This is a genomic window from Pseudostreptobacillus hongkongensis (genome assembly GCF_001559795.1).
GTDB classification, from domain to species: domain Bacteria; phylum Fusobacteriota; class Fusobacteriia; order Fusobacteriales; family Leptotrichiaceae; genus Pseudostreptobacillus; species Pseudostreptobacillus hongkongensis.
This window is the reverse complement of the sequence record NZ_LOHY01000118.1, coordinates 1-418: the sequence shown is the minus strand read 5'-3', so window position 1 is coordinate 418 and position 418 is coordinate 1. Positions and strand designations below refer to the sequence as shown.

At 32.3% G+C, this 418-nt stretch carries 1 protein-coding gene and 1 pseudogene; both read right to left on the bottom strand.

Features of this window, described 5'->3' with window-relative positions:
* The coding region (locus tag AYC59_RS07935; RefSeq protein WP_245620680.1) for a hypothetical protein at positions 1-225 on the bottom strand (225 nt) is incomplete at its 3' end.
* Between the two features lie 9 nt (positions 226-234).
* Positions 235-312: pseudogene (locus AYC59_RS08305) on the bottom strand (hypothetical protein); the annotation flags it as partial.
* Between the last annotated feature and the right edge of the window lie 106 nt (positions 313-418).

Genomic DNA, 418 nt, shown 5'->3' with positions numbered 1-418 from the left:
TGGTGATGCACTATCTTTAGGTTTTCCATCTGCATTTAAGTCTTTATCAGCATAAACTTTTCCATCAACTATAGTACCTATTGGATCTTTTCCAGCTTTAGGTTTTCCATTTGTATCTATATCTTCGGCATTATACACTTTATTCCCTATTGTTACAACTTTTTTATCAAGTTTGTTGTCATCTGGTTTAACTATTTCTGTTGGTGTTATTTCCCCTGTTTCCATTCCAATTGTTAATGTTCTTACACCTTTATCATCGGTTTTACCCCTTACTTTTATTCCATTCTTACCACCAATTTTAACTTCATTAGCTTTTCTTACTTGATAGTTTTATTCTGTTCCTACATTTCCAGTAGTTTTATCACTTGATACTACCCATCCTATATTTCTTAAATCGCCAACTGTTGCTGCATTATTA